The following is a 23,448-nucleotide window of genomic DNA, read 5'->3' on the forward strand; positions in this document are numbered from 1 at the left end:
ACCCGTTTTCTGGGTTAACGAAATCTGTACCTTTGTTAAGAATTGGGCAAGGATTACGATAGAAAACCAAAGCTGAGCCCTTGTTTTTCTAAGGAATCGGCACAGGAAGCACCTTGTCCAAGTCGGTTATCCCTCCGCAAACGGATACTGTCGCTGCGGGAGTCCCCAGTCGCGATGACCGGCGGCTGAAATGGACGATCATTGCGATTATCCTGTTGCTGGCAGGCGCACTTGGCCTGAAGGCCTGGGAAGAGCGCCAGACGGCCGACTCCACGCTTCTGGGTGCGCTTGAAGCCAACTCTTCGACCATCGCAGCGCGGCTATCCGGTCATGCCGGCACAGCTGAAATGGCGATGCGGCTGATTGCCGATGCAGGCGCGTCCCGCTCGGCAGTCGCCTCCGCTACGCCAGGTGTCGATGTGGTCGTTTCTCTGCAGGAGGCCCGCCTGGCACCTCAGGGCAGCCGTCTGCTGGCGGCTGTGCCGGTTGCAGAAGCCATGCTGGCCGGAGGGCATCGGATCGGTCTGTCGGGGCAGGGTGACATTGTCGTGGCTACCACGGCCCCGGATGGCGAAATCATCTTGGCGCTTGCCCCGGCGGGCACATGGTTGCCGGCAAGCCGGGCAGGTACCGGCATTTTCGTCACCGACAAGCATCTCAGTGCCGGGACGATCCTTCCCGGCACAGCGGGCATGTTACCTGCCACGAAGTTTCGCGCCCTCGGCTTGCTCGACCGCGCCGCGACAGGGTGCGCGCCGGTGGGCGGCAGTGCTTTGCAGGTGTGCACCAGTCAGGCCACGCCGCTGTTCACGCTGGACGATTTTATACGGCTCCTGATTTTTGGTCTGCTGCTGGCAGCGCCCATGCTGGTCATTCTCGGACTGATGAACCAGCTCTCGCGAGAGCCTGAAGTCACGTTCGTTGAACGCGCGCAGGAGATCGAATCCGACCGGTTCATGAGCCCGGTCATGCTGGGTGTGCGTGCAGGCTATTGGGAGTGGTCAGACGATTCCAGCGCGGTTTATCTCAGCGATGCGGCATCCGAGTTGATGGGCATGCTGGGCGATGGCGAGATCACGATTGATGAAATGCTGCCGCAGGTACACCCTGAGCATCAGAAGCGGGTTCAGGACGCCTTTCGCAAAGGCTACAAGGACGGCTGGGTGCAGACCAGTTTCGTGACCAGTTTCCAACCGGCCCGCTGGATGGAATTGCGTGGCAGTGTGACGCCTCATGCCGAGACCGGGGCGAATGTCTATGGCGGCGTACTGCTGGATATTACCGAGCGCAAGCAGGCCGAGGACCGGATCAAGGCGGCCGAACGCCGACTGCGTACGGCTATCGAAGGCTTCAATGGTCCTTTCGCCCTGTGGGACAATCGCAAGCGTCTGCTCTATTGGAACCGGGCCTTTGCCTCCGACCTCCAGCTCGAGGAAACCTTGCGGCCGGGTATGGCGCATCACACGGTGAACATTGCGCGGGCAGGAGCCTTGCGTTCAGAGCACCCCTCTTTGGAAGATCCGCAGACGACCTTGCTGGAGCTCAACACCGAGCGCTGGATCAAGCTGGTGGAACGTCCCACGCTTGATGGTGGACTGATCTCGGTTGGCGTGGATGTCACAGAGAATGTCCGCAATGAGGAAGAGCTGAGGAAGCAAAAAGCCAAGATGCACAAGACCGCCCTGGACCTTGAACGGTCTGAAGGGCGCGAGCGCGAACTGTCTCGGAAATATTCCGAGGAGAAGGCCAAGGCCGAACATGCGGCACACACCAAATCAGCCTTCCTGGCGAATATGAGCCATGAGTTGCGCACGCCGTTGAATGCGATCAATGGCTTTTCCGAAATCCTGTCGAATGAACTTTACGGCCCGATGGGGGACGAGCGTTACAAGGGCTATGCGCAGGACATCCTGACTTCGGGCCAACACTTGCTGGACATGATCAACGATATTCTCGACATGGCGAAGATCGAGGCTGGCAAGATGACAATCGACCCGCAGCCCATTGATCCTGTGGACCCGGTCGACGCGGCTGTGCGCATGATCCGTCGCAAGGCAGAGGACAAGGAAATCGAGATGGTGCTGGATGCCCAGCCCAACATGCCTGAGATTGATGCCGACCATCGGGCGATCCGCCAAATGGTGCTGAACCTCGTATCGAATGCGATCAAGTTCACCGATGCTGGCGGCAAGATCACGGTCGCGGTCGAGCAGCGCGGACCGGAAATCTATGTCGGCGTGACCGATACCGGTATTGGTATCCCGGCTGAAGACCTGCCGCGCCTCGCGACGCCGTTCGAGCAAGTCTCCGGCACCAAGGACCGCAATTACGAAGGCACAGGGCTTGGCCTTGCACTGACGAAATCATTTGCGGAAATGCATGGGGGGCGGATGATCCTGTCCTCCATCGAAGGGGAGGGCACGACGGTGGCATTTACCTTGCCGATCTCCGGCGCACGCGAACTCGTCGATGAGACCAATGCGCGGGACGTCGCCTAGGGACGCAGGTTCCAGCTGGTGATGCACGACGTGGCGCCGTCGACCTCGACAACGCCCCATGCCCCGGTCTTCAATTTGCGGTCGAGATCGTCTGGCTGAACATCCACGACATCTGGCAGGAAGCGTGCGATGCCGTTTGAGGTGACGATCAGTGCCGTGTCTTCTGCGCCGAGCCCGGCTGCGCGCTCCAGCAGGCTGCGCCAGCCCTCGCGGAGCGCGTCCGCATCCACGAGCCAGCCCTCCGGCGGCGTGGCATCACGCTCCCAGGCTTCGAGCGCTGCTTCGCCAATCCGTGCCACGACCTTTTCTTCCGGCTGGTTTTCGTCCGGGCCGTACTCGACCTCCGTCAGGAAGGGCAGCACGATCAGGGCAGGGGAACCGGTGCGCATGCCGATCATGGCCCGCGCAGTTTGCCGCGTACGCATCAGCGGAGAGCAGAAAGCGGCGACAAATCGGGTGTCCGCGAAATGATGGGCGAGCGCGTCAGCCTGTGCCAGTCCGGATGCGGACAGGGGAAGGTCGGTGCGTCCGCCCACACGGGTGACCGTGTCGCCCTTGTCGAACGTGTTTCCGTGCCGGACGATGATCAGTCTTGCCATGGTCCGGTCAGTCCTTCAGCGGGTCGCCATGGGTTGCGATCAGGCGCTCGGCGAGGGCCACGTCTTCCGGTGCATCAATGCCGGGAATAGCGATTGTGTCCGGCTCGACTTCGACACATTGCACGCTCATGCCGTTCTCGAGGAAGCGCAGCTGTTCGAGACCTTCGAGCTTTTCATAATGGCCTTCCGGCAGGGTGACATATTTGCGCAGCGCGGGGAGGCGATAGGCATAGAGGCCAATATGGCGGCAGACCGGAGACATGTCGCCTTGCTGGCGCAGCGCGTCTTCCTTGCGGATGGCGGGGATCAAATTCTTGGAAAACCAGAGCGCGCGCCCAGCGGCGTCATGCGCCAGCGTTGTGCCGGAGAAGGGGGTGGTTTTCTTGTGCGCGCGGAAGTCGTCGAGCGCCTGCCAGGTCAGGCGGACATAGGGCGTGGCGGCATCGGCGCCGGAACTGGCGGCGGCTTCGGCGACGGCGACAACATGTGCGGGTGGGGTAAAGGGCGAGTCGCCCTGCAGGTTGACGACAACGTTTGGCGTGACCCCCATCGCGTCGACGGCGGCGAGGGCACGATCCGTGCCGGACGGGACGTTCGGATCGGTCATGACGACCTCAATGCCGAGGTCCCGGCAATGGCTGGCGATGCGCTCGTCATCGGTGGCCACGACACTTGCAGCATCATCCAGTTCAGCGGCGGCACGCGAAGCCATCGCGGCCACCCGGCTCACCATGGTGCGGCCGGCGATCTCGACCAGCGGCTTGCCGGGGAACCGGGTGGATCCATAGCGGGCGGGGACAACGATCAGCGTTTTCATGGCCGCGCTCTTACATGGCTCGCGGCGGGTTGCCTACATCATCTTCGCGCATTTGTTGCATGAGGCCGATGATCGGCGCGACCCACTGCAAGGCCTCTTCGTCCACACCTTCATCGCGCAGGAAGCCCGTCAGTGCAGGGGCGAACTGATCGCTCTGCCCACATTCCACCAGGGCCAGTTCCAGTTCAGGGATGACGACATTCTGGAAGCTGTCAGCAAAGTTCTGAAGGTCGTCTGTCCGCGACATCAGCCGCATCGTGGCGAATGTGTTGAGTTCGCCCTCGCTATCAGTAATGCGCCGCAGGTCGTTGATCAGACCACGATTTTCGGAAGCGAACTCGCCGAGGATACGGTCGGTCTTGTATTCGACCCATTCCTGCGTGCAGGGCTCAGGCGCTGTGACACAGGCAGCGAGCGGGCAGGTGGCAATGGCCATTGTGGCGAGCAGGCGTATCATGGAAATCCTCCGGAGCGCGATTCAGGGGGCCACCCTAGACGCCGATCCCATTACCGCAAAGCGCGGGACTCATTCGCAAAAAAAGCCCCCGACGCAATGGGACCTGCGCCGGGGGACTCCGCCTATGCATTCCGTGCAATGCGCGAGCGGGACCCGTTATTCGTCTGTCGTGTCGGTTTCAATCGTGATCGTGTGGCTGGACGAACCGTTGACCTGCTTCTTGAAGGCCTTCTTTTCGGCGGCGTCGAGCTTGTCGCTCTTCATCACGGATTTGATCGTCGCCTTGGCTTTCAGCGTGTCCTTGTCGCCCTTGATGCAGGCGATCTTCACGTCCCTGGTCTTGTCCTGGCTACTGCTCTTTTCGAGGATCCGGGTCTCGCCCTCTGCCAGATTGGCGTCGCGGCATTGCTCGACCAGATCGGTCAGTACGATATGGGTATGCTCCATTTCATCCTCAAACTCCTCGCCATAGGCGATCTCGATCTTGCGTTCGAGCGCATCGGCATGGGCTTCGATGCGAGCCTCAAGGGCGTCCATCTGGGGTTCAAAGCGGGTTTCCCAGGCGTCTGCATGAGCTTCGGCGCGCTCGGCAATCGCTTCGGCATGGGCTTCCCATTCCTCGGCCTGTGCCTCGACCTTCTCTGCCCAGGCTTCCCACTCGGCTTCGGATTTCGGCATGGTTTCGTCGGTGAAGCTGAAGGCCATCTCCATCTTCCGGTTCAGCTCTTCGTCAAAGCCTTCGAAGGCGAGTTCGATGTGCGGCATGGAGGCCACCAGAGTTTCGATTTCGGCCGTTTCAGCTTCGATCTTTGATGTCAGGATTTCAATTTCCCGCTCAAGTTCCGGCGTCATCGCATCGACCGAGAAAGGATCGCCGATGATGACGACCTGCCGGTCCTCGACCTTGTCGCCATCGATGAACAATGTGCCATCCTTGAAGTGCAAACTGCGATGCTGGGGAACTGGGTTGATGTTGTCGGGTTCTCCGCCCGCGAGTTCGGCCATATCGACCTTTTCATCGGCTTCGGCAGAGGCACAGGCGGTGGCTACGAAGGCTGACGACATGAGGGCCGCGCTGCCAAGAAGTCCGGAAACACCTGCGCCGAGCAGACGCCGCGAGCGGGAGGGGCTGGGTGTGGTCATGCGGATCATTCTTTCCTTCAGGGCGTGAGTCAGGGGCAGGCTGGCCGCGGCGGTCAGGCGTTCCGGCAGGGCAAGCTGAACGGCCTTCAACAATGTCTCACCATAGGCGTGAGGGGAGGACGCTCCGGATTTCAGCACATCGCTGTCGCAGGCTGCTTCCTGGTCGGTGCGGAAGGCGCGTCGTGCAATATAGGCCAGCGGATTGAACCAGAGTGCAGAAACGAAGATTTCCGACATCTGCAAGGCCCAGAGGTCGCCGCGCTTGATATGCGTCAGCTCGTGCGCCAACGCTGCCCGTTGCTGGGACACGGTATAGTCTTCCTCGAACCAGGCCGGTAGCAGAACAGTCGGGCGAAAGAGGCCGGAGACCAGCGGGCCAGATGAAATGAAGCTGGTGGAAATCTGCGGAGTGCGCTTCAGGCCGATCTGCCGGGCCACATCGTCGGCAAGGCTGGCGAGCTCGGGCGAGGCAGGCATCTCTTCGCGGCGCAGGGTCTGCATGAAACTGTGGTGTGCAAACGAACTGCGGGCAAGCATGTAGATGGCTCCGCCAGCCCACACGGCCAACACGGTTCCAAGAAGGAGTCCGCCCAAAACAGGCTCGGACAGTTCCGGGAAGGCCGCAGGACCATGAGCCACTTCGAACAGGGGGCTCGAAGCCTCAGGACCGGTTGCTGGCGGAGCCCAGACGGCGTTGGCTGCGGATCCTACGGGTTCAGGTGAGCGAACGAATGCAGGTGCAGCATCTGCCGTCCCAGCCGCCGCAGGTGATTGAGACTGGAACATCTCAAAGAACCCGGCCAGCGGCGTGGGCATGGAAAGGGGAGGCAGGACAAGCCGGGCCAGCGGAATTGCCCAGAGCGCATAGGCGACACCCGCGCCGAACTGCCGGGCAACATGCTTGCGCGCAAACAGAATGAGCGCGATCAGGACAGACACCGCAATCACGGTCTGTACGCCATAGGTGAAGTTGAGGCTGTTCAGGTCAAAAATCATTTCTTCAACTCCCCTAGAAGCTTTTCAAGTTCTGCGATGTCATCGGCCGTAAGACCGCGCGTATCAGCAAGGTGCGCCACGAGGGGGGCTGCGCGACCGGAAAAGACCTGGTCGACGAACTGGCGAGCGGCCCCGGCCTTGTAGGTGCCTTCCTCGACGAGGGGATAGTAGAGATAACGTCGGCCATCTTCCTCAGTGCTTAGCGCGCCCTTCTCCACAAGGCGGGCCAGCAAGGTCTTGACGGTGCGGCTGGTCCAGTCCTTTTCGGTGCCCAGCGCGTCGTGGACATCCGAGGCAGCAAGGCCCGGCCGCGCCCAAAGCACGCTCATCACGTCGAGTTCTGCATCGGAAATCTTCATAGTGTAGAACCCCTCTCTGGACTACAAGCGTAGTCGTATGACATGACTACATACGTGGTCAACAAATTTTCCATGACACGTTCGTAAGGTGAGCTGGCGCTGCAGCAATACATCCTCGTGTGGCTTCTATTCAGTCACGGCGTCGAGTACGGTCATCTGGAGAAAACTGGAGGAGACGGCCATGAGACCAATGATGATCGCAGCTATGGCGCTGCTGACGGTGCCGGTGGGCTGCGCGACCACGGGCAGCTCTGGTGATCTGGGGCGGGTTCTGGGCGAGGTGATTGGCCAGCAAACAGGGCAGGGCGGTGCGCTCAGCCAGGCCGAAATTGATGCCGGTCTCCGCGAAGCGCTCACAGTGGGCACCAACATCGTGGCAGCGCAACTGGGCCAGACCAATGGCTATTTCGGAGATTCGGAAATTCGTATTCCGCTTCCGAAAACCTATCGGGATATCCAATCCGGCCTGTCGCGCGTCGGGGCGAGCGGTCCACTGGATGACCTGGAATTGCGTATGAACCGGGCGGCGGAGGCAGCTGTGCCGGAGGCAAAGACGCTGGTCATAGGAGCGATCCGCCAGATCACGATTGAGGATGCTGTACGCATCCTGAATGGCGGCGACACAGCGGCGACAGACTACCTGCGCGAGAAGACCGAGAGCCAGCTGCGTGCGTCATTCACACCCTATGTCAAAACGTCGCTTGCACAGGCGGGTGCATTCACGTCACTTGAGCAGGTCGCCAATAGCTATGGCGTCGGGGGAGTCACCTCCAGCCTGCAAAATGACTTGACCAATCACGCGGTCACACTGGGACTGGATGGCATGTTCCACTACGTGGCTGCAGAGGAGAAGAAGATCCGTGAGAATCCTGTGGCTCGGACGACCGATCTGTTGCGGCGCGTCTTTGGATCGAGGGGCTGATGCGTCGATTTACGTATGAGGCCAAAGCCGGCGGAGAGATGGCCGGCATTGAATTCGGTGACCCAATCAAGCCCTTCTCTGCGGTATGGCTGCATGCGACCGGATTCAATGGAATGACCTATCAGTCATTGCTGGCGCCCCTCGGGCTTCGCCAGCGTGTGGCGGCGCTCGACATGCGGGGGCATGGTCGTTCCACATTGCAGGCCAAACCCGGCCGCATGAAATCCTGGAAACGCCACCGCGACGATGTGATCGAATGGTTGGAGAAAGAAGCGCCACAGGGCGTGATCCTGGGCGGGCACTCCATGGGCGGGTGCGTGGCCCTGTTGGTGGCAGGCAAGCGACCCGATCTCGTCAAAGGCCTCGTACTGGCCGACCCGGTAATCATGTCGAAATCGGTTTATTTCTGGCAGCATATGCTGTCGCCTATTTCATTCCTTCTGCGGCGCAATGCCATGGCCCGTCAGGCCAAGAAACGTCGCGCCAAGTTCGGATCGTTCCGTGAGGCGCTTGAGTCCTATACAGGTCGCGGCGCATTCAAATCATGGCGCGAGCCCTTTCTGGCAGATTACCTGCTGGATGGTATTGAACGCACCGACCACAATTCTGCTGATAGCGATGAGCAGACCTGGCGTCTGCTGTGTGAGCCGAAATGGGAAGCAGCGACCTTTGCCGCCCAGCGCAACCGGCCTTGGGGTGCCCTGCGCCGCGTAAAGAAACACCATATCCCGATGACCATTCTGAGGCCGACCCGGGATTCCGTGATCAGCGACAAGGTGCGCGCGCGATTGATCCTGTCCTATCCCGCCATGATGATGAAGGCGGTGCGCGGCACGACCCACTTCCTGCCGATGGAAGCGCCTTATGAAGTGCGCGACCAACTGTCGGCCTTCCTTGCGCGCCTCGTCGAGCGGTTCACGCTTGAGGAAGATGCCTTTGTGGAACGGTCGCTGAAAGTGCGGCGGCGCGGGTCCAGATAGGGCTGGCCATATCGGCTGGATTTAGAAAAGCTCAGTAGTGGAACAATTCGCGGTCGTGTAAGGATGCGGGGTTGCCATTGGAGCTGACCCCATGCCCGCTGATATTCTGTCCCTGCCGGGGGTAGAGATTGCCATCGTGCTGTTGCTGGTGGGGATCGTGTTTTTCGGTTTCGTGAGGGAAGTCCTGCCGGCGGATGTCGTCGCTCTGCTGGCGATGGGCGCATTGTTGCTCACGGGTATTTTGTCGGTGCCTGAGGCACTTTCGGTCTTTTCGAATTCCGCGCCGATCACGATTGCGGCCATGTTCGTGTTGTCGGCGGCGCTGGAGCGAACCGGAGTGATTGATGCGGCTGGACGGCTGGTCTCGCGACTCGCCAGCCGGGCGTCGCCAGTAGTGGCAATGCTGGCCATGATGCTGGGCGTGATGATCCTGTCCGCCCTCATGAACAATACGCCAATCGTCGTGGTGCTGATCCCTGTGGTGATCCAACTCGCGCGGACGATCGGCGTGGCGCCGTCAAAACTGCTGATTCCGCTTTCCTTCGCGGCGATCTTTGGCGGTACGACGACGCTGATCGGCACCTCGACCAACATCCTTGTGGATGGCGTCGCGCAGGAGGCGGGGCTGGCCCCGTTCGGCGTGTTCGAGATCACAGGCGCCGGGGTGATCCTCGCGCTGGTCGGGGCTGCCTATCTCGCATTGACTTCGCCCTTCCTGTTGCCGACGCGGGAATCGCTGGTGGACATGTTGCCGAATGCGAAGGACCGGCGATTTCTGGCTCAGATATTGATCCCTTTGGGGTCGCCGCTGATCGGAAAGACGGTTTCCGAAACCGGGTTTTCTGCAGAGAAGGGATTCAAGGTGATTGATGTCTTCCGGGAGGGGCTGTCGCTGAGGGCGGATTTGCGCGACCTGTCGATCCAGGCCGGAGACCGGATCGTCTTGCGTACACCGGTCTCAGAAGTCCTGACACTGAAGGAGGCAGGCAGCATCGCCATTGGTGCGTCGGCCTCCGATGCGCGGCCTGCCTTTGAACCGATCCAGACCAGCGAGACCGTCATCATGGAAGGCGTGATCGGGCCGCAATCGCGGTTGACCGGCCGGTCGCTGAATGGGCTCGGCCTGGCGCGCCTCTATGGTGTCTACGTGCTGGCGATCCACCGGCGCGGGGAGAATGTCACCAATACAGACGACATCCGCTTCGACGTGGGCGACACGGTCCTGTTGGAGGGTCCAGCACGGGGCATGCGCCAATTGTTTGATGATGGCATTCTCAACAATCTTACCGAGACGACCGAGCGCGCCATGAGACGGGGCAAGGCACCCATCGCGATTGTCGCGCTGGTGTCGGTGATGGGGCTGGCTGCGCTGGGCGTGCTGCCGATCTCGGCGCTCGCGCTGATTGCGGCAACATCCGTCGTTGCGCTTGGATGCCTGGACCATCAGGAAGCCTATCGCGCGATCCGCTGGGACATCCTGATGCTGATCTTCGGCATGCTGGCACTTGGCACGGCAATGGAGAAAACCGGTGCGGCCAGCCTGCTGGTCGGGCATCTTGCCGGACTGACGGGCGGGATGGGGCCGCTGGCCGTGTTGGCGGTGCTCTACCTCATCACATCCTTCCTGACCGAGATCATGAGCAATAATGCTGCCGCGATCCTGCTGACGCCCATCGCCATTGGGTTGGGAAGTCAGCTGGGCATTGATCCACGCCCATTCGTTGTCGCCGTGATGTTCGCCGCCAGCGCGAGCTTTGCCACCCCCATCGGCTACCAGACCAATACACTGGTCTACAGTGCGGGCGGGTACAAATTCTCGGACTTCCTGAAGATCGGAGTGCCGCTGAACCTCGTCATGTTCGCGGCGTCCATGATCGTCATCCCGATGTTCTGGCCGCTGGCCTGAGCATTACCAGAGCGGGCGGTCAGGGGAGGCGGCATCGGCGAGTTTGCCCATCAGGCGTTCGAGCTGTTTCTGCTCCTCCTCCGTCAGGCTGCTGGCCAATTCCTGTTCCGCGCCGAGCGCCATCGGTACGATGAGTTCGTACACATCGCGGCCAGCCGGCGTCAGGAAGAGCTGGGAGCGCCGACCATCGGTCTCTGACGTCTTGCGCTCCAGATAGCCCATCTGGATCATGGCAGCGATGGCGCGGCTGACCGCGACCTTGTCCATGGCGGTCAGCTGGCCGATTTCGGTGGCACTGATGCCGGGCCGGTCGCCGGTCACGGCCATGACCCGCCACTGCCAGATCGAGAGACCGAATTCGCGGTCATACAAGCTCGCGATCCGCGTCGAGATCGTATTCGACAGGACCGACAGGCGGTAGGGCAGGAATTCGCGCAGGCGAAGCAAAGAAACGTTTTCAATATCAGGCATGGTTTACTGATTCAGGGTTGCGTTCCGCCTGTCAAATAGTTACATATGAAACTAATAGTTTTGACCCCCCGGAATTACGACTGGAGCGCACCATGGCAGACCTGTTTGAAAATCCCGCCGGCCTCGACGGTTTCGAGTTCATCGAATTTTCCGCGCCTGAAAAAGGCCATCTGGAAGCGGTGTTCGAGCTGATCGGCTTCACAAAGATTGCCCGCCACCGGACCAAGGATGTCGAGCTGTGGCGCCAGGGTGGTATCAACCTCATCACCAATTACGAGCCCAAATCCGCGGCATGGTATTTCGCCCGTGAGCATGGCCCATCCGCCTGCGGCATGGGCTTTCGCGTGCGCGATGCCCGCAAGGCCTACCAGCATTTGCTGGCACAGGGCGCTGAGCCGGTAAATGTGAACACCGGCCCCAGCGAATTGCACATTCCAGGCATTCGTGGCATCGGCAATTCCATCATCTACCTGATCGACCGCTATGGCGACGATCTCGATATCTATGACATCGACTTTGAATACCTGCCGGGTGTGGACAAGAATCCTGTTGGCGCCGGCTTCAAGCTGATCGATCACCTGACGCACAATGTTTATGGTGGCCGGATGAAATATTGGGCAGATTTCTATGAGAAGCTCTTCAACTTCCAGGAAATCCGCTATTTTGACATCAAGGGCGAATATACCGGCCTGACCTCCAAGGCGCTGACGGCGCCGGACGGCAAGATCCGCATTCCGCTGAACGAGGAAGGCGAGGGCGGCAAGGGCCAGATCGAGGAATTCCTGCGCGAATACAATGGCGAAGGCATCCAGCATATCGCGCTGATCTGTGATGATCTCTATGCCTGCTATGACCGCCTGAAAGAGCGCGGCGTGCCCTTCATGACCGCGCCGCCAGCGACGTATTACGAAATGCTGGATGAGCGCCTGCCAGGGCATGGCGAAGACGTTGAGGGCCTGAAGGCCCGCGGCCTGCTGCTGGACGGAACGACCGAGGGCGGCGAACCGCGCCTGCTGATGCAGATCTTTGCGCAAGCGCAGATCGGCCCGGTCTTCTTCGAGTTCATCCAGCGCAAGGGCGATTACAAGGACGGCTTTGGCGAAGGCAATTTCAAGGCCTTGTTCGAAAGCATGGAACGTGACCAAATCCAGCGAGGTGCATTGAAGGTCGAGGAAAAGGAGGACGCGTAATGACTGCTCCCGCCCCCCTGAAAGGCGTTCATCACGTTGCCTATCGCTGCAAGGATGCGAAGGAGACGGTGGAGTTCTATCGCGATGCGCTGGGCATGGATTTCCAGTTGGCCATCGCCGAGGACAAGGTGCCGTCGACCGGCGCGCATGATCCGTACATGCATGTCTTCCTGGATGCCGGAAATGGCAATGTGCTCGCTTTCTTTGAGTTGCCGACCCAGCCGGATATGGACCGTGACCGGAACACACCGCAATGGGTGCAGCATATCGCGTTCCGCGTCGGTTCTCTGGACGAGTTGATGGAAACCAAGGCACACCTTGAAGGCATGGGGCTCGACGTGCTGGGCCCGACGCATCACGGCATCTTCAAGTCGATCTACTTCTTCGACCCCAACGGCCACCGCATCGAACTCGCTGCCGACATCGGCACACCAGAGCAGATGAAGCAGTTGAAAGACGTTGCCCAGCCTATGATCGACGAGTGGAGCGCGACAAAGAAAGCGCCGAGGCATGCGGCCTGGCTGCATGAGAAGATCGCGGAAGAGAGCTGATGAGGCTGAAGAAAGGGTTTGAGGAGGCGGTACTCGAAGAGATTTTTGGAGCTCCAGCCTTAAGGCAGTACCCCAACGAGCGCTGGCTTGTTTCCTACTCCGAATATTCGAAAACGTTCGGCGATCACTCAATCAAATTTGTTCTTTTGCCAGCCTCTGGTGAGTTCGAGTTTTCCCTATTCGTCGCTGACAAGGAAGTACTAAACATGACGTCGGCGCATCAGACCGGCAGTTATGCTGAGATCAAGGATGGAAAAGGATTTCTGATTCTGAAGGACGAAGAAAGCGAATACGTAACTACCATTCGATTGATACCTGACTTATTCATTGGACAAACTCTGGGGCCCGATACATGAAAATCGCTACACTGAAGAATGGCGCCCGTGATGGCCGCCTTGTCGTCGTTTCGAAGGATCTGACTCGCTACACGGATGCGGCCGGCATTGCGCCGACGCTGCAGGCGGCGCTCGACAAATGGGACGTCTACGCCCCGAAACTGCAACAGCTGGCCGAGCAGGTGGAGCTTGGCTCTGTGCCGACCGCACGTTTCCACGAGCATGATTGCGAAAGCCCGCTGCCGCGTGCCTATCAGTGGGCGGACGGGTCGGCCTATATCAATCACGTCGAACTGGTGCGCAAGGCGCGCGGCGCGGAAGTGCCGGAAAGCTTTTATGATGATCCGCTGATGTATCAGGGCGGCTCTGATGCCTTTCTGGGCCCGCGCGATGCAATTCCGCTGGGTGACATGGCATGGGGCTGTGACATGGAAGGGGAGATTGCGGTCATCACCGACGACGTGCCGTTGGGCGTAAGCGAAGACGATGCCGCCGGTCACATCAAGCTGGTCATGCTGTGCAATGACGTGTCCCTGCGCGGGCTGATCCCCGGCGAACTGGCCAAGGGCTTCGGCTTCTTCCAGTCCAAGCCACCGAGCGCGTTCTCGCCGGTTGCGGTGACGCCGGACGAACTGGGCGACGCATGGAAAGACAGCCTCGTGCACCTGCCGCTGCGCGTGGACTATAATGGCGAGCCTTTCGGCCGCGCCGAGGCCGCAGAAGACGCCACTTTCAGCCTTGCGCGTCTGGTGGCACATGCGGCCAAAACACGGCCCTTGACGGCTGGCACGGTGATCGGTTCCGGTACGGTGTCCAACAAGGGCGCCGATGGTGGCCCCGGAAAACCTGTCAGCGAGGGTGGTCTCGGCTATTCCTGCATCGCCGAAATCCGCATGATCGAGAAGATCGCCACCGGCGACTTCAAGACACCCTTCATGTCCCCCGGTGATACGGTTCGGATCGAGATGTTCGACAAATCGGGCCATTCGATCTTCGGAGCGATTGAACAAACCGTCGAGCAGGTCTAGAACGTCTGCTGCACCGCAGCATGACCAAGGGGAGGCCCGCACTTCATGGCGAGCAAGATATACAAGACGGCCGCAGACGCGCTGGATGGCGTATTGTTTGACGGCATGACGATTGCCGCTGGAGGCTTCGGCCTGTGCGGTATTCCGGAACTGTCCATTGCAGCGATCCGGGACGCTGGAACCAAGGATCTGACGGTCTATTCCAACAATGCCGGCGTGGACGATTTCGGCCTCGGCCTTCTGTTGCAGACAAAGCAGATCAAGAAAATGTGCTCGTCCTATGTGGGCGAGAATGATCTGTTCATGCAGCAATATCTTTCTGGCGAATTGGAGCTGGAGTTCAACCCGCAGGGCACGCTGGCCGAGCGCATGCGCGCCGGTGGCGCCGGCATTCCGGGCTTCTACACAAAGACCGGTGTTGGCACATTGGTGGCCGAAGGCAAGGAAGAGAAGGTCTTCAATGGCGAGACCTATATCCTGGAAGAGGGGATCTTCGCAGACCTCGCCATCGTGAAAGCCTGGAAGGCCGATACGACGGGCAATGCGATCTTCCGCAAGACGGCCCGCAACTTCAATCTGCCCGCCGCGACGTGTGGCAAGATCTGCGTCATGGAAGTCGAAGAGATCGTCGAGCCGGGCGAATTGGACCCTGACGCGATCCACCTGCCGGGCATCTACGTGCACCGCCTGGTGCAGGGCGAGTTCGAAAAGCGAATTGAACAGCGGACTGTCCGCAAGAAGGAGAGTGCCTGATGCCCTGGGATCGCGATCAGATGGCGGCGCGGGCCGCGCAGGAACTTGAAGACGGCATGTATGTGAATCTCGGCATCGGCATTCCGACGCTGGTGGCAAACCACATTCCGGAGGGTGTGAACGTCACGCTGCAATCCGAGAACGGCATGCTGGGCATGGGGCCATTCCCGTTCGAGGGCGATGAAGATGCCGATTTGATCAATGCCGGCAAGCAAACGATTACGGAGCTTCCGCAGTCTGTCTATTTCGACAGCGCGACCAGCTTTGGCATGATCCGGGGTGGCAAGATCGCGATGGCGATCCTTGGCGCGATGGAAGTGGCCGAGAATGGCGATCTGGCAAACTGGATGATCCCCGGAAAGCTCGTCAAAGGCATGGGCGGCGCGATGGACCTTGTGGCTGGTGTCGGTCGTGTCGTGGTGATCTCCGATCATGCGAACAAGCGCGGCGAGTCCAAGATCCTGAAGGAATGCACGCTGCCCCTGACCGGCCTGAAAGTGGTCGACCGGATCATCACCGATCTTTGCGTGATGGACGTGGTCGAGGGCGGCCTGAAAATCGTCGAACTCGCGCCGGACGTAACGCTGGACGAGGTGAAGTCGAAAACCGAAGCCACACTGGTCGACTAATCACAATGAACTGACAGTCGGCGCGCGCCTAGAGTGCGTCGCCTGACAGTTTGGGCACGATGCGATAGCGCGCCATCACGAAGCAATAGACCGCGAAGCCTGCAAGGCCCGCTCCTGCGAGCGCGAGCAGGATGCGTCCGAACGTCTGTGTCTCCAGAATGCGCAGTGCTTCGCCAAGACCGGCGGCATGTTCCGGGTTGGCGGTTATGCCAGCGGTGAGGATCAGACCACCAACAATCAGCAGGACGAAGCCATGTGCGGCAAGACCGAAGCGGACGACGGGCTCGAGCTTCTCCGCCATTTCCTTGCGGACGATATCTTTGCGGTGGGCCGCCTTCCACGATTTCACGAACAGGTAGATGGCAACGCTTAGCGTCGTGATTCCAGCAGCGATAACGACCAGTCGACCTGCCGGGTGTTGCATCAAGGATGCGCTCCAATTCTCGGCGGAGGAATCGTTGCCGCTGGCCTGCGCGCCCTTCATCAGGATGAGGATGGCCGAGACGCCGAGGGCAGCATGGGTCAGGCCTGACATGATCTGACCTGCGCGATTGGCGTAGCCTTCGGCATCATCGCCTTCATTTTCGAGGTCCATGATGCCGTCCACCAGTCGCCAGAGTGTGTAGGCGAAAAGGCCGGCGGCCGTGATGGCCAGCAGCACGGCACCAAAGGGCTGGCGGATCAGGAAGTTCAGCGCGCCGGAGGTGCCTTCGGCCTCACCGCCATTCAGGGCTGCAAAAAAAGCGAGCCCGCCTACGATCAGGTAAACCATGCCTCGCGCCCCATATCCGGCCCGCATGAGCCATTCGAGGGCGGTATTGGCGTGGTGGGTCATCAGGGGCCTTTCTGTATCTGAGGAGTAAAGCCCCGACGCGACAATCGGTTCCGTACGTGGCGGTTGCCGTGGCATCCACAACTGCATAGGGTCCGGCGCGACTTCCCAGAACAAACGGATTTCCAATATGTCCCAATTCTCGACCCTGACACCCATGCCGGCGGATGCACTTCTCGGCCTGATGACGGCTTATCGCGAAGATCCACGCGATGAAAAATTCGACCTGGGTGTCGGCGTCTACAAGAATGACAAGGGCGAAACCCCGGTGATGTCGGCCGTGGCCAAGGCCGAGGCGCTGATCCTGAAATCCCAGACCACAAAGGTATATGAAGGGCCGCGCGGCAATACCGACTATTGCGCCGCCATCGAAGGCTTCGTGTTCGGGGAAGGGGCGGCCGCTACCCAAGAAGGGCGTACGCTGTCGTTCACCGCACCGGGCGGATGTGGCGCACTGTTCCTTGGCACCGGCCTTATGAGCCGGATGGGCGTCAAGACGGTCTGGGTGTCGAACCCGACCTGGCCCAACCATCCGAACGTCGTGCGCTTCATGGGACTGGACGTTGCCGAGTATCCTTATGCTGATCCGGAGACGGGTGAGCTTGATCTTGCTGCCATGCTGGCGGGCATCGAAAAGGCCGAACGCGGGGATGGCATCATCATCCAGGGACCTTGCCACAACCCAACCGGCATCGACCTGACCATCGAGGACTGGAAAAAAGTCGGAGCGCTAGTGAAAAGCAAGGGCCTGATCGCGATGCTGGACGTTGCCTATCACGGCTTTGCGAAGGGGCTGGACGAAGACGTCAAAGGCGTGCGCGCGTTCATCGAGGCAGCGGGCGAAGCGCTGGTCTCCTATTCCTGCTCAAAGAATTTCGGCCTGTACCGCGAGCGCGCAGGCTGTTTCCTTGCCGTGGGCGAGTCGGCTGAGGGCATCGCGGCGGCGTCAACACATGTCGCAGCGCTGGCGCGAGCGAGCTATTCCATGCCGCCAGCGCATGGCGCAGCGATTGTTGCCACCATCCTGAACAATGCAGACCTGCGCGCCGAATGGGAGGCCGAACTGACGCAGATGCGTGAACGGATGATCTCGCTGCGCAAGGCGCTGGCCGAGACGCTGGTCGAGAAGACGGGTTCCAACCGGCTCGGCGCGGTGGCGATGCAGAATGGCATGTTCAGCCAGCTGCCGCTGTCGAAGGACGGCATCACGGCGATGCGTGAAAAGAGTGGTCTTTACATGCCAAATTCGGGACGCATCAATATCGCCGGATTGAACCTGAAGGATATTCCGGCTGTGGCAGATATCATCGCCAAGGAAGCCTAGATTTCAAGGCCGGGCGCCGCCATCTCGGTCAGCTCACTTATCATTTCGGGCGGCGCTGGGATGGCCTTGCGCGCATCGAGATCCAGCGTGATAGCGGTCGCCTGCATGGTGGCCCAAGGCGTACCTTTGGCCGGATCCATCATCCAGTGAATCAGATTGTGCGTCTTTCCAGAGGCGCCGCCAAATGAGGTGTAGAGCTCGTACAAATCTCCGGCGACGGGCATCGCATGGTAGCGGAGCCTGTATTCCAATACTGCAGCACCCATGCGCAGATCGCCTGCCGTGTCGGCCACTCGCTTGCGCCAATTGTAGAGAATGTTTGGCACTGAATCCGAGGTGCGCCCGATCATCCAATAGGGCTGCATGCGCCCATGCACGTCGAGATGTTGGGGCGGAATGGCGCCGCGTCCGGCGAGGGGAGCGCCGACCTTCTTTACCCGGTCGAGCGTGATGTCTGACAGCGGCAGGCCGGGCGCCGACATGTCGATGGAGCGTGGCGCGGATTCCTCGGGCGCGGTGTCTGTGAAATTCGGGAAGGCCGCGCGGGTTCGAGAACTCCAGGGGAAAGGTTTGCGCATGGTGGTGTCGACATGTAGCACGCGCGTGCGCATGGCGGCGGCGAGCGATCCGTCTGCGTGGCGTAGTTCCTGATAGATCAGGGCGCTGTCTTCGTCCGTTTCCAGCACGCAACCATTCATGGTGAGCGGCCGGCCGGGCAAAACTTCGCGTACGAATCGGATATGCTGATCGACCGGAATGATCGTCGATGGCGACGACGCCTTGAAAGCGTGTGGCATGCCGAGGTCCGGCGCAAAGGCGGCGAGGCCTTCCAATTGCTTCTCGACATAGACGCGCACATTCATGTGCCCCATCTCGTCGCAATCCCACTGATTGCAGCTCCCCCTCCACAATGTGATCATGCGGCGCAGTCCCGGCATTTGCCGCGCACTTCCACGACAGCACGGCTCATCTGGAAGCCTGCGGCGGTTGTTTCAGCTTCGAGCGCTTCATTCGTTGCTGTTGCGTGCAATTCCTCTGCGCCATGGCAGGTGTCGCAGATGAGGAACACCGCAGAGTGATTGTGGCTGGCATGGCCGCAAGCGACATAGGCGTTCAGGCTTTCGATCTTGTGGGCGAGGCCGGTTTCCTGGAGGAAATCGAGCGCGCGATAGATGGTAGGGGGCTTGGCAGAGCCTTCGCCGTCGAGATTGGCCAGCAAATCATACGCCTTGGCGGGCGCTGTGCTCTCAAGCAGGAGGCGCAATACCTTGCGGCGAATGCGCGTCATCCGCTGTCCGCGCCGCATGACGAGGGTTTCCGCCTCATTGAGGAAAGCATCCACGTCCTGGGGGCTGCACGGGGTGTTTGCGTGAATGTGACTATGTGATTGGGCCATGCCTGCAATGTCGTGCGTTTCGGCCGGAATGTGAAGGCCCCTGTCCCCAGCTTTACAGGACAAGCCCCCTAGACGGAGTCCGCAAATCAGCTGAGATTCTCCGATAAGGCGAACAATAAGGGTAGAGAAATGGCACTGTCTGAGCGCGAAGGTCTGGAATTGTGGCGGCGTGCCGTAACGGCGTCTGTGCGTTCGGACGCGCCCGATTTGACCGCGCGCCAGCAGGCCATTCTGATGACGATCGCGCTGACACCGGGACCCCATACGGTACGCGGCTTGGCCGAGCACCTGAATATCGCCAAGCCAGCGGTCACGCGGGCATTGGATGCGCTCGCCCGGCTCGATTTCATCCGCCGGATCAAGGACGACACGGATCTGCGCAATATCTTCATCGAGCGCACACCAGCCGGTATGGCATATCTGCGGACATTCTCCGGCCTTGTTCTTGCCGCAGCTTCTGGCAAGGATGATAGCCAATTGGCGCCCAAGCGCAGCGGGAAGACCAACGCCGCCGCCTGAAGCGCCCGAATACGGGAACAGGCATGCCAACATTTTACGACAAGAGACTTCAGCGACCCGTTGGCGAGGCCTTTGCCTATCAGGTGACCGCCGGTGTGGCGGCTGTACGCGAGACACCGGCGCCTGATGGTCGCCTCGCTACGCAGGCCCTGCATGGTGAGATTGTGGACGTGCTCAGAGAGCAGGGCGAGTTCGGCCTGGTGCAGTGTCGCCGTGACCGGTATTGCGGTTGGGTAACCATGGAGGCGCTATCTGCGCCGCTACTACAGCCAACGCATAAGGTTTCGTCATCCAAGACACATTGTTACAGCGAACCTGATCTCAAATCTGCCCCGCGCTTCCTGTTGAGCCATGGCGCGCGTTTGTCGGTCAGCGGGCGGGAAGGTGACTGGCTTTATTCGGATCGTGGCGGTTGGGTGCACACGCGTCATGTCGTTCCGATGGAGTTTCTGGAAGATGACCCGGTTGTGGTGGCGGAGCGTTTTCTCGGCACGCCATATCTGTGGGGCGGACGGGAGAGCCTCGGGCTCGATTGCACCGGGCTGACCCAGCAGGCCTTCGAGGCGGTGGGTGTGATACTGCCGCGCGACAGTGACATGCAGTTTGCCTGGACCGGAGATGACATTCCGGACTGGCGCGCGCCGAACGCTTTGCGCCGAGGCGATCTCGTCTTCTGGAAAGGGCATGTCGGCATCATGACCGATGCCGACCATTTGCTGCATGCGAATGCGTGGCACATGGCAGTGGCGGTCGAACCGCTGGAGTCTGCCATCACCCGGATCGCAAACTATTACGCCGAGCCCATAGGGGCCCGGCGCATAGATATTTCGTCGAAACGGGGGCACACCCCCGACTGGCTAAGCGTAAGCGCCTAGTTATCGTCCGTGGCTTCGGTCACGGCCTCTTCAGCTTCGCCTGCAGCGTCTTCAACTGCTTCGACGGCTTCTGCCGGAACGGTTACGGTCTCACCGGTGCCACCATCATCCCGGCCGGTCGCATCAACTGAATCGATGGTTTTGACTTCGCCGGTGGCCAGGGTCGGGTTTTCCATGTCGTCCACGCCATCGGCCGGAAGGGTTGCTTCGACGGCGTCGCCTTCGGCAGCTTCCGCACCCTCTTCGCCCTCGGCGCCTTCTTCAGCAGAAGCAGCGAGTGGCTCCGGGAAGGCCGGTGGGTTGGTGGTATTTGCTGCGAGATAGGCAATCACGTTTACACGATCATCATCGCGGCGCAGGCCAGCAAAGGACATGGTCGTGCCGCGTGCGTAGGAAGACGGGTTGTAGAGCCAGTCATTCAGGTTTGCGTAGTTCCAATCACCGTCCATGCCCTCAAGCACGGCAGAATAGGCAAATCCGGCATGGGCAGCCTTGTCGGCGCCGACCACGTTGTAGAGGTTCGGGCCGGTGCCGTTCGCGCCGCCCTGATCAATCGTGTGGCACGTGGCGCATTTGCCTTTGAAAGTGCGCTCGCCACGAGCGATATCTGCGCTGGCCAGCAAAAGGCCGAGGTCGAAGACTTCTTCGGCTTCGCCGCCGGTGCCACCTGCGTCAGCAACTTCGACGCAGTAGGCGAATTTCTCGCACATCTGTTCCGTCATGGAGGCCGCTTCAGCGTGCTCGTCGCCATGATGGGCGCCTTCGCTTCCACCGCTGAACACGATGCCGGATAGTGTCTGCAGGGCGAAGACTCCGAGGGCTGTAGCGAGCAGCGCACCGAAAATCTTGTTGAGACCGAGTTCTCCCATGGAGGCATTCCTTCGAATCTGTCTGGTCATACGTCTTGGCGCGCGCCTTTTGGCACGCTAACGGAGTGCAGACAATATAAAGGCTGTGCGTTATAGGGCTTCCCCCTTTCGTCGCGGCGATCCGACGCACATGATTCCACGAAAAAGGGGACATCAAACCCATGACCGGCAAAATCGCGTATCAGGGTGAACCTGGCGCAAACTCTCATATCGCCTGCAATGAAGCGTATCCCGCCCTTGAGCCGATGCCGTGCCGCACGTTTGAGGACTGTTTCGCGGCTGTGGAGCGGGGAGATGCCGATTTGGCCATGATTCCCGTGGAAAACACGATTGCCGGCCGGGTGGGGGACATTCACTATCTGTTGCCGAACACCGAGCTTCAGATCGTTGCTGAGTATTATCTGCCGATTCGGTTTCAGTTGATGGCGCTGGCGGGCACGCGCCTGGCAGATATAAAAAAAGCGCGCTCTCATATCATGGGCCTCGGACAATGCCGCAATTTCCTGCGTACGCACGGCATTGATTCGGTCACAGCGGCGGACACGGCAGGCGCGGCACGCGAAGTGGCCGAACTCGGCGATCCATCCGTGGCGGCAATTGCGCCGCGATTGGCTGCGGAGGTCTACGGTCTGGAAATCCTCGCTGAAGACATCGAAGACGCCGCCCACAATACGACGCGGTTCATCATCATGTCGAAGGACCATTCAGACGTTGAAGCCAAGGATGGCCCCGCCAAAACGGCGTTCATGTTCGAGGTGCGCAACATTCCTGCCGCGCTCTACAAGGTGATGGGCGGATTTGCGACCAATGGCATCAACATGACCAAGCTGGAAAGCTATATGGTCGGCGGGTCGTTCACTGCGACGCTCTTCTATGCCGAAATTGACGGTCACCCGGATGAACGACACGTTCAGCTGGCCTTGGAAGAGCTGGGCTTTTTCTCGCAATCCCTGAAAATTCTCGGCGTGTTCCCAAGCACTGAACACGCGCCGGACTAGCAGTGAGACATCGCCTCTTTCAGAGCTTCGGTCACATGGTCGGCAAAGAGCTTTGTCTTTCCGCGTAGGCGGCCGGCGGTCCAGACGCAATTCACGGGCAGGCTCTCCATTTCCCAGTCGGGAAGGATGCGGACCAGTTGACCATCTGATACGCAGCCTGAAACCAGCCAGTTCGGCGCCATGAGGATACCGAGTCCGGCAAGTCCGGCCTGGACGAGATTATCGCCACCAGACGCTGCGAATGGGCCGTCCACCCTCACAGTTATCTTCTCGTCGCCGCGTGTCAGAGTCCAGTCAGAGTAGAGCCCTTTCCTGAACAGGACGGCGTCATGGTGTTCCAGGTCTGTCGGGGTTTGCGGCGTGCCCTTGCGCGCGAGGTATTCGGGCGCTGCCCAGAGCGTACGTGGAGAATCTGCGAGCTTCCGAGTCATCAGCCGGGAATCGCTAAGATGGCCAAAGCGGAATGCCAAGTCGATGGCTTCCTCGACGAGGTCGGTCAGCGCGTCATCCGAAATCACATCGAACCGAATGCGTGGATATTTCTCCAGGAAGGGTGGAATGGCCGGGACAATGATCCGCCGGGCGAAGGAATTCGAGCACGATATGCGTAGCAGGCCGACCGGCTCATGTTGCAGGCCGCGCGCTTCAGCCTCCGCAGATTCATAATCCGCGATCAGGTCGACTGCGCGTCGGTAGAAACGTTCGCCAGCTTCGGTAAGGCTGAGCGCACGTGTTGTCCGCTGGAAGAGCGTAACGTCTAGTTGAGCTTCGAGATCCTGAATGCGGCGGGACACGGTGGGCTGGCCCACTCCGAGCGCCGCGGCGGCCTTGGAGAAGTTGCCCGCTTCAGCCACGCGAACGAACAGGCGCATTGCGTCGATACGGTCCATCTGACCCCTCCCTGCATGTCGAACGCTAATTTAGGAACGATAAACGCGTTTCGCGAGTGCGAAACAGCAATTCACGAAATTTAGCCCCTCGGCTCACACAAAAGTGGGTGG

Annotated in this window: 25 protein-coding genes; 14 read left to right on the top strand and 11 right to left on the bottom strand. The window is 60.1% G+C overall.

The window, feature by feature from the left end:
* Window positions 1-113: 113 nt before the first annotated feature.
* Window positions 114-2,498, top strand: a complete 2,385-nt coding sequence (locus CFA77_RS03745; protein ID WP_206992312.1) for an ATP-binding protein — start codon at window positions 114-116, stop codon at window positions 2,496-2,498.
* Here the strand turns inward: CFA77_RS03745 and CFA77_RS03750 are convergent.
* From CFA77_RS03750 to CFA77_RS03770, 5 genes are all read right to left on the bottom strand, one after another.
* A complete protein-coding gene (locus tag CFA77_RS03750) occupies window positions 2,495-3,097 on the bottom strand; it encodes a histidine phosphatase family protein (protein ID WP_206992313.1) in 603 nt (200 codons plus the stop codon). The genes CFA77_RS03745 and CFA77_RS03750 overlap by 4 nt on opposite strands.
* A gap of 7 nt (window positions 3,098-3,104) precedes the next feature.
* Window positions 3,105-3,914, bottom strand: coding sequence for a 3-deoxy-manno-octulosonate cytidylyltransferase (kdsB, locus tag CFA77_RS03755; protein WP_206992314.1), 810 nt, complete (start codon window positions 3,912-3,914; stop codon window positions 3,105-3,107).
* Between the two features lie 10 nt (window positions 3,915-3,924).
* On the bottom strand, window positions 3,925-4,371 hold the full coding sequence (locus CFA77_RS03760; protein WP_206992315.1) for a hypothetical protein: 447 nt from the start codon (window positions 4,369-4,371) through the stop codon (window positions 3,925-3,927).
* A gap of 156 nt (window positions 4,372-4,527) precedes the next feature.
* A complete protein-coding gene (locus tag CFA77_RS03765; RefSeq protein WP_206992316.1) occupies window positions 4,528-6,510 on the bottom strand; it encodes a M56 family metallopeptidase in 1,983 nt (660 codons plus the stop codon).
* Window positions 6,507-6,869, bottom strand: a complete 363-nt coding sequence (locus tag CFA77_RS03770; RefSeq protein WP_034815959.1) for a BlaI/MecI/CopY family transcriptional regulator — start codon at window positions 6,867-6,869, stop codon at window positions 6,507-6,509. The genes CFA77_RS03765 and CFA77_RS03770 overlap by 4 nt, the downstream gene beginning before the upstream one ends.
* Before the next feature lie 181 nt (window positions 6,870-7,050).
* On the opposite strand from CFA77_RS03770, the gene CFA77_RS03775 reads away from it, so the two are divergent.
* The 3 genes from CFA77_RS03775 (at window position 7,051) to CFA77_RS03785 (ending at window position 10,677) form a co-directional block, all read left to right on the top strand.
* Window positions 7,051-7,791, top strand: coding sequence for a DUF4197 domain-containing protein (locus CFA77_RS03775; RefSeq protein ID WP_034815961.1), 741 nt, complete (start codon window positions 7,051-7,053; stop codon window positions 7,789-7,791).
* On the top strand, window positions 7,791-8,771 hold the full coding sequence (locus tag CFA77_RS03780; RefSeq protein WP_242517475.1) for an alpha/beta fold hydrolase: 981 nt from the start codon (window positions 7,791-7,793) through the stop codon (window positions 8,769-8,771). The genes CFA77_RS03775 and CFA77_RS03780 overlap by 1 nt, the downstream gene beginning before the upstream one ends.
* Window positions 8,772-8,862: 91 nt before the next feature.
* The gene (locus CFA77_RS03785; protein WP_206992317.1) at window positions 8,863-10,677 is read left to right on the top strand and encodes an SLC13 family permease; all 1,815 of its coding nucleotides are present in this window, start codon (window positions 8,863-8,865) and stop codon (window positions 10,675-10,677) included.
* A 3-nt stretch (window positions 10,678-10,680) separates the two neighbouring features.
* On the opposite strand, the gene CFA77_RS03790 is transcribed toward CFA77_RS03785, so the two are convergent.
* On the bottom strand, window positions 10,681-11,148 hold the full coding sequence (locus tag CFA77_RS03790) for a MarR family winged helix-turn-helix transcriptional regulator (RefSeq protein WP_206992318.1): 468 nt from the start codon (window positions 11,146-11,148) through the stop codon (window positions 10,681-10,683).
* 92 nt (window positions 11,149-11,240) lie between these two features.
* On the opposite strand from CFA77_RS03790, the gene hppD reads away from it, so the two are divergent.
* From hppD to CFA77_RS03820, 6 genes are read left to right on the top strand one after another with little or no spacing between them, the layout of a single operon-like run.
* Window positions 11,241-12,338 carry a 4-hydroxyphenylpyruvate dioxygenase gene (gene hppD, locus CFA77_RS03795; protein WP_206992319.1) on the top strand — a complete coding sequence of 366 codons (1,098 nt, stop codon included), beginning with the start codon at window positions 11,241-11,243 and terminating at the stop codon, window positions 12,336-12,338.
* On the top strand, window positions 12,338-12,889 hold the full coding sequence (locus CFA77_RS03800) for a VOC family protein (RefSeq protein ID WP_206992320.1): 552 nt from the start codon (window positions 12,338-12,340) through the stop codon (window positions 12,887-12,889). Before hppD ends, CFA77_RS03800 begins: the two co-directional genes overlap by 1 nt.
* Complete coding sequence (locus CFA77_RS03805) at window positions 12,889-13,245, top strand: hypothetical protein (protein WP_206992321.1); 357 nt, start codon at window positions 12,889-12,891, stop codon at window positions 13,243-13,245. The genes CFA77_RS03800 and CFA77_RS03805 overlap by 1 nt, the downstream gene beginning before the upstream one ends.
* Window positions 13,242-14,252, top strand: coding sequence for a fumarylacetoacetate hydrolase family protein (locus CFA77_RS03810; RefSeq protein ID WP_206992322.1), 1,011 nt, complete (start codon window positions 13,242-13,244; stop codon window positions 14,250-14,252). The genes CFA77_RS03805 and CFA77_RS03810 overlap by 4 nt, the downstream gene beginning before the upstream one ends.
* Before the next feature lie 45 nt (window positions 14,253-14,297).
* Window positions 14,298-15,005, top strand: a complete 708-nt coding sequence (locus CFA77_RS03815) for a CoA transferase subunit A (protein WP_206992323.1) — start codon at window positions 14,298-14,300, stop codon at window positions 15,003-15,005.
* Window positions 15,005-15,634 (top strand): CoA transferase subunit B, encoded by a 630-nt coding sequence (locus CFA77_RS03820; RefSeq protein ID WP_206992324.1) that lies wholly within the window; start codon window positions 15,005-15,007, stop codon window positions 15,632-15,634. The genes CFA77_RS03815 and CFA77_RS03820 overlap by 1 nt, the downstream gene beginning before the upstream one ends.
* A gap of 28 nt (window positions 15,635-15,662) precedes the next feature.
* Here CFA77_RS03820 and CFA77_RS03825 read toward each other — a convergent pair whose 3' ends face one another.
* Window positions 15,663-16,469, bottom strand: coding sequence for a DUF1206 domain-containing protein (locus CFA77_RS03825; RefSeq protein ID WP_206992325.1), 807 nt, complete (start codon window positions 16,467-16,469; stop codon window positions 15,663-15,665).
* Between the two features lie 127 nt (window positions 16,470-16,596).
* On the opposite strand from CFA77_RS03825, the gene CFA77_RS03830 reads away from it, so the two are divergent.
* Complete coding sequence (locus CFA77_RS03830) at window positions 16,597-17,790, top strand: amino acid aminotransferase (protein WP_206992326.1); 1,194 nt, start codon at window positions 16,597-16,599, stop codon at window positions 17,788-17,790.
* Here CFA77_RS03830 and CFA77_RS03835 read toward each other — a convergent pair.
* Together CFA77_RS03835 and CFA77_RS03840 are read right to left on the bottom strand one after the other, a co-directional pair.
* On the bottom strand, window positions 17,787-18,710 hold the full coding sequence (locus tag CFA77_RS03835) for a thioesterase family protein (RefSeq protein WP_206992327.1): 924 nt from the start codon (window positions 18,708-18,710) through the stop codon (window positions 17,787-17,789). The two genes, CFA77_RS03830 and CFA77_RS03835, sit on opposite strands and share 4 nt — an antisense overlap.
* On the bottom strand, window positions 18,707-19,186 hold the full coding sequence (locus CFA77_RS03840) for a transcriptional repressor (protein WP_206992328.1): 480 nt from the start codon (window positions 19,184-19,186) through the stop codon (window positions 18,707-18,709). The genes CFA77_RS03835 and CFA77_RS03840 overlap by 4 nt, the downstream gene beginning before the upstream one ends.
* A gap of 129 nt (window positions 19,187-19,315) precedes the next feature.
* Here CFA77_RS03840 and CFA77_RS03845 point away from each other — a divergent pair, with 129 nt between their 5' ends.
* Together CFA77_RS03845 and CFA77_RS03850 are read left to right on the top strand one after the other, a co-directional pair.
* A complete protein-coding gene (locus CFA77_RS03845; protein WP_034815997.1) occupies window positions 19,316-19,705 on the top strand; it encodes a MarR family transcriptional regulator in 390 nt (129 codons plus the stop codon).
* A gap of 23 nt (window positions 19,706-19,728) precedes the next feature.
* A complete protein-coding gene (locus CFA77_RS03850) occupies window positions 19,729-20,580 on the top strand; it encodes an NlpC/P60 family protein (protein WP_206992329.1) in 852 nt (283 codons plus the stop codon).
* Here the strand turns inward: CFA77_RS03850 and CFA77_RS03855 are convergent.
* Entirely contained in the window at window positions 20,577-21,449 is an 873-nt protein-coding gene (locus CFA77_RS03855) for a cytochrome c family protein (RefSeq protein ID WP_206992330.1), read from the bottom strand. The genes CFA77_RS03850 and CFA77_RS03855 overlap by 4 nt on opposite strands.
* A gap of 161 nt (window positions 21,450-21,610) precedes the next feature.
* Here CFA77_RS03855 and CFA77_RS03860 point away from each other — a divergent pair, with 161 nt between their 5' ends.
* Complete coding sequence (locus tag CFA77_RS03860) at window positions 21,611-22,447, top strand: prephenate dehydratase (protein WP_206992331.1); 837 nt, start codon at window positions 21,611-21,613, stop codon at window positions 22,445-22,447.
* On the opposite strand, the gene CFA77_RS03865 is transcribed toward CFA77_RS03860, so the two are convergent.
* Window positions 22,444-23,337 (bottom strand): LysR family transcriptional regulator, encoded by an 894-nt coding sequence (locus tag CFA77_RS03865; protein ID WP_206992332.1) that lies wholly within the window; start codon window positions 23,335-23,337, stop codon window positions 22,444-22,446. The two genes, CFA77_RS03860 and CFA77_RS03865, sit on opposite strands and share 4 nt — an antisense overlap.
* Window positions 23,338-23,448 lie beyond the last annotated feature (111 nt).

This window comes from Hyphomonas sp. KY3 (assembly GCF_017309975.1).
Lineage (GTDB): Bacteria > Pseudomonadota > Alphaproteobacteria > Caulobacterales > Hyphomonadaceae > Hyphomonas.